This is a genomic window from Bradyrhizobium sp. UFLA05-108 (assembly GCF_059803455.1).
Genome location: NZ_JBANAZ010000136.1, coordinates 1 through 8,669, shown reverse-complemented (window position 1 = coordinate 8,669; position 8,669 = coordinate 1). Strand labels below are relative to the sequence as shown.

The window sequence follows — 8,669 nt, the reverse complement described above, 5'->3', positions numbered from 1 at the left end:
CATAAGCCCTACAGCGTCAGCAATACATACCCACTCCTTGCCGACGTTTAGATGTGTATAAGAGACAGGACGCCACCAACTCCATACCCAGACGGTCCGCCGCCACCGCCGCCGAAGCCACCGGCACTGCTCGGAGTGCTGCCCGACTGGCCGCCGAAGCCGCCGCCGCCGCCTGCGCCTCCTGGCGTGTCGCGGTTCCCCCCGCCGCCGCCGCCTCGGGCACCCCCGGTTGTCCCGGTGCCGTCTCCGCCGGACTTGCCCGTAAGACCGCTGATCCCGAGTTGGCCGTCCTGCCCATTGAGGTTGTGGTTACCGCCGGCGCCCGTATAACCACCACCGCCGCCGCCGTCCGGGTATCCGAGGCCGCCGGTGCCGAAAACGCCACCGCCTCCCGCGCTGCCGTTACCTGCCCCGCCGCCACCGGCGCCGAACAATCCACCACCACCGCCGCCATTGAGACCGCTCGGATTTGTCCCGCCTCCAGCACCGCCGAGGCCGCCGCCGCCACCGCTCGTTCCGGCGGCACCGGCACCGCCTGTTGCGCTGTTGTTGTTGAACGAGACGCCGGTCAGGGTGACGTTCGCCGACTGGTTGACGAACAATGCGCCGCCCGCCCCCAGTCCTCCGCCCCCGCCGGAGCCGCCTGCACCGCCCTGGGCAAGGCCGTTAGCCAAGGTAAGATTACTGATACTGACGTTCTGCGTCTGGGCCACGATGGAGCCGGCCACTGCCGCGCTGGTCTTTGTCGCAGTGTCCACGCCGACAAAAAAGATCCGCTGGGTGCCGCCGCCATCGATGGTGTAACCATTGCCGTTGATCGAGAGCGAATTGAAGATCGGGGACAGTGGGCCGGACAGCGTCACATTGGTCTGAATGTTGATCGTGACCGCCGCCGACTGGGCATTGGCGTAGGCGAGCGCGTAGCTCAGCGTTCCGGCTGCACCCGTCGCACCACTCGAAGACGTACCGGGGTCGCTTGCAATCGTGACGGTGCAGGTATTGCCGGCACATTGGGCCTGCGCGACGCTTGCAACTGTCACATTGGCAATTGCAAACCCAATGGCTGCGATCGAGAAAGCCCGCACGCGCATCAGGCCACTCGACGTCATTCCCACCCGCATTCCAACCTCACTCCGCACCGGGCATAGGCGCCGGTTTTGCGGCCTGCACTCGGCATTGCCACGCAAAAGCGGACCATAATCGCGCGCCTGCGGTGCCGATGTGCCCAGAGTCTCAGTCACAGATTCGAGAAACGACTGATGCAATTGCACCACAGTTTGGACGCAAGCGTTGCCGCACGGTTGCCCGCCATTGTCCGAATGCCTAAGTCAGCGCGTCGATATCGGTGCGCTCTTCGTCCGTGCCGCGGGTGTGATCGGGAATGGACGGAGCAACCTTGAACGTGAACATGCTGGCGGACACTCCTGGGCGCGGGGCATATGCGCTCGCACAATTGCGCGCGATGACAACCGACATCTGCGACGTCATTCCGCTCACCGCGGATGACGATTTCCATGTCACCAGCCTCACGATGATGACCCGCAATGCATTGCTGGTCGACACGCGTTCCACCGATCTGGAATACGACCGGACTCCCGCGCACGTCGCCCGCGGCGCGATGGACCACTTCCAGGTCACGCTCTGTGTCGAAGGCGAGATGCAGTTCAGCTCGGGCTCGCGCGAGGTGACGTTGGGGCCGGGCGACATCTGCCTGCTCGACATGGCGCAGCCGAACCGGACGGTGTTTCGCGGCGGCGGCGACCGCACACGCCTGATCGCGATCATCCTGCAACGTGCCATGCTGGCGCCGCGGCTCGCACATCCGGATTCCGCGACGGCTACCTTGCTGTCGTCAAATCACCCGCATGCGCGCCTGCTCGCCAACCATTTTGCGGCGCTTGCACTGCCGCCCGACCCTGAAGGCGGCAGCGCCGAGGCCACGATCGAGGCAATCGCCGACATCATGGCCGCGGCTGCGGGCGGCGCAGCCGACATTGCGGCCGGCGTCGACCGCGCCGAGCGACACCTTTACCTTGCGATGATCAAGCGGCGCATCGCAGACAACCTCGAAACCGACGAGCTCACGGCGGGTGAGCTCTGCCGCCACTTCCAGATCTCGCGTGCGAGCCTGTATCGGTTGTTCGAGGCCGACGGCGGGCTTGTCCACTATGTGAGAGAGCAGCGGCTGAATCTCGCTTTGAAGATCCTGATCTCTCCGGCCGCGCAGGACCGGCGCCTGATCGACCTCGCCGTCGACTTGCGGTTCAGCAGCGACTCGACCTTCATCCGGGCGTTCCGCCGCAAGTTCGGCCTGACGCCGGGCGAGCTGAGGGAGCTGTCAGATACCTGGCTTCGCGAGACCGGAGCGGTCCCGGCGATCGACACGGTGCTGCATCAACTGACCCGCCGCCGCAGCATTACAGCCGCCCGACACGGCGCCCCAGCAGCGTTCGGCGGACGGTGAGCGCACATCAAGCGAGCTCCACGCCGCGGCGCTCGGGGATCAGCGCGAGCAGCGCCGCGATATCGAGCAAGTAGAGCAGCGCGAGTCCGGCGATCGCGGTCGGAAAGCCATAGGCTGCGCTGACGATGCCGACCACCAGCGGACCAAAGCCGGCGACCGCGCGACCGATATTGAAGAACACGTTCTGCGCGGTGGCCCGCGCCGCGGTCGGATAGAGCTCGCTCATCAGCGCGCCGTAACCGCCAAGCATGCCGTTGACGAAGAAGCCCATCACGGCGCCGCCGATCAACAGCGCCGTCGCGGCCGTCAGCTGCGAATAGACCACCACCATGATGGCCGCGCCCAGCATGTAGGTCAGGAACGCAGGACGGCGGCCGAAGCGATCGGCGGCGTTGCCGAACAGGAAGATGCCGAGCGCCATGCCCGCAATGGTGACTGATGTCCAGACCGCCGATTGCGTCAGCCCATAGCCGAACCGTGTCGAGAGATAGTTCGGCAGCCAGATCATGATGCCGTAGTAGCCGAAATTCTGCACCGAGCAGAGGATGATCATCCCGAGGCTGATTTTGGTCGTCTCTCTGTCGGCGATGAGCGCGCGGAGCGAAGAACTTGCATCCGCCGGCTTCGCCTTGTGCGCCGTGAAGACATCCGGCTCGTGCAGCCTGCGCCGGATCAAATAGGCGACCAGCGCCGGAAACACGCCGAGTGCGAACATCCCGCGCCAGCCGATGAGAGGCAGCAGGATCGGCGTCACCAGCGCCGCTACGAGCACACCGAACTGCCAGCCGAGACCGACATAGGATGTGGCCCGTGCGCGTTTCTCCGCGGGCCAGGCCTCGGCCACCAGCGCCATGCCGATGCCGAACTCGCCGCCGAGACCAATGCCGGCGATGGCCCGATAGGTCAGGAGATCCCAATAGCCCTGTGCGAGTGCGCAGAGGCCGGTGAAGACCGCGAACAGGACGATGCTCCAGGTCAGCACGCGGACCCGGCCAAGCCGGTCCGACAGCATGCCGAAGACGAAGCCCCCGAGCACCGCGCCGACCAGTGTCCCCGTCACCAGCGAGGCCGCCTGGGGTTGCGTGAGATGGAGGTCGTTCGAGATCGCGCTCAGCATGAAGCCGAGGATGAGAAGGTCGAACCCATCCATGGCGTAGCCCAGCGCCGACCCCCACAGAGCCCGGCGTGCCATGGTATCGACATCCCCGGCACGGGAGGCCGACGGTGCTTCGGCTCCAGCGAGACTGACATCCTGTATTTGGCTCATGGCCCCCGCTCGCCGAACGATCCTCGGGACGATTCCTTGGGATCGTACCCCGTTACGCCGCCACCCTACAGCTCAGACCAGATGACACGCCACGGCGTGCCCGCCCGCACCTTCCTTCAGCTCCGGCGCGCTCTCCGAGCAACGCGGCTGGGCAATCGGGCAGCGGGTGTGGAAGTGACATCCCTTTGGCGGATTCATCGGGCTCGGCACGTCGCCCTTCAACCGGATGCGGTTGCGCTTGAGCTTGGGGTCCGGTACCGGCACCGCGGAGAGCAGCGCCTTCGTATAGGGATGCTGCGGATTGCGGTAGAGGTCGCTCGCCTTCGCGATCTCGACGATGCGCCCGAGATACATCACCGCGACGCGATCAGAGATGTGCTCGACCACCGAGAGGTCGTGCGCGACGAAGAGATAGGTGAGGTTCAGCTCGGCCTGGAGATCCTCCAAGAGGTTGATCACCTGCGCCTGGATCGAGACGTCGAGCGCGGAGACCGGCTCGTCGCAGACGATCAGTTTTGGCTCGACCGCGAGCGCACGCGCGATCACGATGCGCTGGCGCTGGCCGCCGGAGAATTCGTGCGGATAGCGCCGCATATGCTCGGCCTTAAGGCCGACCTTCACGAGCAGGCTCGCGACGCGATCCTCGCGCTCCTTGGCCGATGGCGCGAGGTTGTGGATGATGAAGGCTTCGCCGAGGATGGCGCCGACCGTCATGCGCGGATTGAGCGAAGCGAACGGGTCCTGGAACACCAGCTGCATGTTCCGCCGCATCGTGCGCAGATCGTTGCCGCCGAGCTTGCGCACGTCCTGGCCTTCGAATACGACCTCGCCGTCGGTCGGCTCGATCAGGCGCAGCACGCAACGCCCCGTCGTCGACTTGCCGCAGCCGGATTCACCGACCAGGCCGAGCGTCTCGCCGCGATTGAGCGAGAACGACACGCCGTCGACCGCATAGACGCTGCCGACCTGGCGCGACAACAATCCGCCGAGCACCGGGAAATGTTTCTTCAGGCCGCTGACGCGGAGCAAGGGTTCGCTCATGCCGCGCCTCCCAGATTCGTATCTCCCAGATGACAGGCCATGCGATGGCCGGGCGCGATCTCGCGCAAGCGCGGCTCCTTCTCCGTGCAGATGCTCATGGCATGACGGCAACGTGGGGCAAAACGACAGCCGACCGGCGGATTGATCAGGATTGGCACCGAACCGCCGATCGCCTCGAGGCGCGTCTTGTGCGCGCTGTCGAGATCGATGCGCGGGATCGAGCGGATCAGGCCCTGCGTATAGGGATGGCGGGGATCGCCGAAGAGATCGTCGACGAGCGCCTCCTCGACCACCTTGCCGGCATACATCACGACCACGCGCTGCGCGGTCTCGGCGACCACGCCCATGGCATGGGTGATCAGCATCACCGCCATGCCGAAGCGCTCCTTCATGTCCTGAAGGAGATCTAGGATTTGTGCCTGGATGGTGACGTCGAGCGCGGTGGTCGGCTCGTCAGCGATGACGAGCTTGGGCTTGCAGGCGAGCGCCATCGCGATCATCACGCGCTGGCGCATGCCGCCGGAGAACTGGTGCGGATAGTGATGAACGCGGCCTTCGGCATTCGGGATCTGCACCAACTTCAGCATCTCGATGGTGCGCTCTAGCGCCTGCTTCTTGGTCACCGCCTCGTGGCGGCGCAGGCTCTCGGCGATCTGCTCGCCGACGGTCAGCACGGGGTTAAGCGAGGTCATCGGCTCCTGGAAGATGAACCCGATCTCCTTGGCCCTGATGTCATCCAGCTGGTTGCTCGTCAGCGGCACGAGATCGCGGCCCTCGAAGATGATCTGGCCGGCCGCGATGCGGCCGGGCGGCATCGCGATCAGCTTCAGGATCGACATCGCGGTCACGGTCTTGCCGCAGCCGGATTCGCCGACGACGCAGAGCGTCTCGCCCCTGTTGATGGAGATGTCCACGCCGTCGACGGCCTGCAAAATGCCGTCGTCCGTCGAAAAGTGGGTCTTGAGACCTTTGATTTCGAGCAGCGGCGCCATCAGATCACCCGTCGCGCATCGAGCGCGTCGCGCAGGCCGTCGCCGATGAAGTTGATGGCCACCACGGCGATGAAGATCGCGCTGCCCGGAAACAGCGCCCAGTGCGGGCCGATGTCGAGAAAATCCTTGGCATCATAGAGCAGCCGTCCCCAGGTCGGCGTATCCGGCGGAAAACCGAGTCCGAGAAAGGACAGCGTCGATTCCGCGATGATCGCGGCCGCGACGTCGATGGTGCCAGCAATGATTACCGGCCCCACGGCATTGGGCAGGATGTGGCGCATTACCTGGCGCACCGGGCTCGCCCCGAGCGCGCGTGCCGCCTCGACAAATTCCTTCTCGCGGATCGACAGGAACTGCGCGCGCACCAGGCGAGCGACTGGCATCCAGCGCAGGCCGCCGATAACGAGCACGATCAGGATGAAGATGCCGCCTTCGGGACCGAACATCGCCTTCAGCCCGTCGCGGAAGAGATAGATGAGCAGGAGCAAGAGCGGCAATGGCGGCAGCGACAGGAAGAGATCGGTGAGCCACATCAAGCCATGGCCGAGCGCACCGCGCGACATGCCGGCGAGCGCGCCGATCAGCGTGCCGACGAACACCGAGACCAGCATCGCGGCAAGCCCCACCGCAAGCGAGATGCGGCCGCCATAGATCATGCGCGCCAGCAGATCCTGGCCGAGATCGTCGGTGCCGAAGGGATGAGCGAGCGAGGGTCCCTGGAGCCCAGCCACGATGTCGATGTCGTTGATCTTGACGCGCCAGAGGAAGGGGCCGACCAGCACCGCCAGGATCAGGAGCAGCAGCAGGAATGCGCTGAGCACGGCGAGCCGATGACGGCGAAAACGCCGCCATGTCTCGCGCCAAGGCGAATAGATCGCCCGCTTGGTTGCCTTCTCAGCGGAGGGAGATGCGAGGGTCAAGCCAGCCATACAGGACGTCCGCAATGAGATTGAAGAGCACAACGAGGCACGCGAACACGAAGGTGACGGCCATCACCACCGGCGTGTCGTTGGCGAGAATGGAGGAGATCAGCAGCGAGCCGATACCGGGGATGCGGAAGATCTGCTCGGTAACGATGGCGCCGCCGAACACGGCCGGCATCTGCAACGCAATGAGCGTGACGACCGGGATCATCGCGTTGCGCATCACGTGCTTGACGATCACCTTGGCTTGTCCGAGCCCCTTGGCGCGGGCGGTGGTGACGTAATCGAGCCGGATCACATCCAACATCGCCGAGCGCACGAAGCGCGTCATGGACGCCGCCTGGAACAGGCCGAGCACCGCCACCGGCATGATCGCCTGCCGGATCATCTCGAGGACCCAGTGGATGCCGGTCCCCTTGACGTCGGTGGTATAGACCAAGGGCAGCCAGTCCAGCGTCACTGAGAAGATCAGGATGAACAGGATGCCGGTGAAGAACGTCGGCAGCGAGAAGCCGACGAAGGCGAGCGTGTTGGCGATCTGGTCGAACAGCGAATAGGGCTTGGTCGCAGCAAAGACGCCGACGGGTATGGCGATCAGGAGCGCCAGGATCTGCGCCGAGCCGACCACGTAGAGCGTCGCCGGCAGGCGCTGGAGGATGAGCTGGTCGACGTTCATCCGGCTGACGAAGGAGAAGCCCCAGTCGCCGTGCGCCATCGCCGCGATCCAGTGCAGGTAGCGAAGATAGATCGGATCGTCGAGGCCGAACTTCGCCCGCAGCGCGGCAGCGACCTCGGCCGGCACATTCGGATTGGTCGCCAGCTCCGAGAACGGATCGCCCGGAGCGAGCGCCAGCACGACGAACAAAACCAGCGAAATGCCGAGTAAGCTCGGAATGGCGATCAGGATGCGACGCAGGACATACTGACTCATAGGGAAAGACCCCGTCTACGTCCCGTGATCATGCCTCCCGGTACCAGTCGAACAGATTGTCGGTCTCGTTGGCCCAGCCGCTGACGATACACACCAGGTTATTGGCGGCTGCTTCCACCTTGAGGCGGTGCTGCACCGGGATGAAGACGACCTCCTTGATCAGGAGATCATTGGCCTTGATGTAGAGCTCCGCGCGCTTGATCGGATCCATCTCGGCTTCCGCGGCCGCGATGATCGCGTCGTAGTCCTTGTTGGCCCAGCGCGAGAAATTCGGTCCCTGCCACTTGTTCTCCTTGGTCGCGACGTTGTCAGACGTATAGCGGCGCATGTGCTGCGCGGGATCCGGCTGGCTCATGGGGATCTGGAACATCTCCATGTCGGCGTAGAACTTCGGATAGGTGTCGGGATTGCCGACATCCGAGGAGAAGAACACGGAGGCCACGACCGACTTGAGCTCGACGTCGATGCCGGCCTTCTGGCACGCCTGCTTGACGATGGCCTGGGTTTTCTGGCGCGGGCCGTTGATCGAGGTCTGGTAGAGGAGCTTCAGCTTCTTGCCGTCCTTCTCGCGAATGCCGTCGGCACCGGGCTTCCAGCCAGCGTCATCAAGGACCTTCGCCGCTTTCTCGATATTGAATTCCCAGGTGTTGTTTTTGGAGACGAACTTTTCGGGACCGTTGAGGAAGTTGGCCGTGGTCCGTCCCGCGCGGCCGTAGATCGCCTTCTTGACTGCCTCGCGGTCGACCAGCATCGTCAGCGCCTTGCGCACCGCGGGATCGGAGAACAGCGGATGCTTGGTCTTCATCGAGGAGCGCTCACCGTCCACCTCGATGTTGGGATCGGTGGAGTTCAGCACGATGAACTCGGTGTCGCCGCCGACCGCGTAGACCGCTTTGCCCTTGCCGCCCTTCTCTAGGCGCAGCAGCACGTCGTCTTCGACCTGGATGTTGTAGCCAAAATCATACTCGCCAGTCTGGATCACCGCGCGGGCCGCCGAGACCGCATCGCCGCCGCCCTTCATTTCGAGCGTGTCGAAATAGGGACGATTCGG

At 64.5% G+C, this 8,669-nt stretch carries 8 protein-coding genes; 1 reads left to right on the top strand and 7 read right to left on the bottom strand.

The window, feature by feature from the left end; all coding sequences use genetic code 11:
- Positions 1–47: 47 nt before the first annotated feature.
- Entirely contained in the window at positions 48–1,109 is a 1,062-nt protein-coding gene (locus tag SO140_RS44950; protein WP_498544122.1) for a hypothetical protein, read from the bottom strand.
- Positions 1,110–1,381: 272 nt separating this feature from the next.
- Here SO140_RS44950 and SO140_RS44945 point away from each other — a divergent pair, with 272 nt between their 5' ends.
- Complete coding sequence (locus SO140_RS44945; RefSeq protein WP_474799420.1) at positions 1,382–2,464, top strand: helix-turn-helix domain-containing protein; 1,083 nt, start codon at positions 1,382–1,384, stop codon at positions 2,462–2,464.
- 7 nt (positions 2,465–2,471) lie between these two features.
- On the opposite strand, the gene SO140_RS44940 is transcribed toward SO140_RS44945, so the two are convergent.
- From SO140_RS44940 to SO140_RS44915, 6 genes are all read right to left on the bottom strand, one after another.
- Positions 2,472–3,731, bottom strand: a complete 1,260-nt coding sequence (locus SO140_RS44940; protein ID WP_449379328.1) for an MFS transporter — start codon at positions 3,729–3,731, stop codon at positions 2,472–2,474.
- 72 nt (positions 3,732–3,803) lie between these two features.
- On the bottom strand, positions 3,804–4,772 hold the full coding sequence (locus SO140_RS44935) for an ABC transporter ATP-binding protein (protein WP_449379329.1): 969 nt from the start codon (positions 4,770–4,772) through the stop codon (positions 3,804–3,806).
- Positions 4,769–5,764 carry an ABC transporter ATP-binding protein gene (locus SO140_RS44930; RefSeq protein ID WP_449379330.1) on the bottom strand — a complete coding sequence of 332 codons (996 nt, stop codon included), beginning with the start codon at positions 5,762–5,764 and terminating at the stop codon, positions 4,769–4,771. Before SO140_RS44930 ends, SO140_RS44935 begins: the two co-directional genes overlap by 4 nt.
- Positions 5,764–6,693 (bottom strand): ABC transporter permease, encoded by a 930-nt coding sequence (locus tag SO140_RS44925; protein WP_474799423.1) that lies wholly within the window; start codon positions 6,691–6,693, stop codon positions 5,764–5,766. Before SO140_RS44925 ends, SO140_RS44930 begins: the two co-directional genes overlap by 1 nt.
- Positions 6,659–7,618, bottom strand: a complete 960-nt coding sequence (locus tag SO140_RS44920; RefSeq protein WP_449379332.1) for an ABC transporter permease — start codon at positions 7,616–7,618, stop codon at positions 6,659–6,661. The genes SO140_RS44925 and SO140_RS44920 overlap by 35 nt, the downstream gene beginning before the upstream one ends.
- A gap of 28 nt (positions 7,619–7,646) precedes the next feature.
- Positions 7,647–8,669: ABC transporter substrate-binding protein (locus tag SO140_RS44915; RefSeq protein ID WP_498544121.1), on the bottom strand; the 1,023-nt coding region annotated here is incomplete at its 5' end.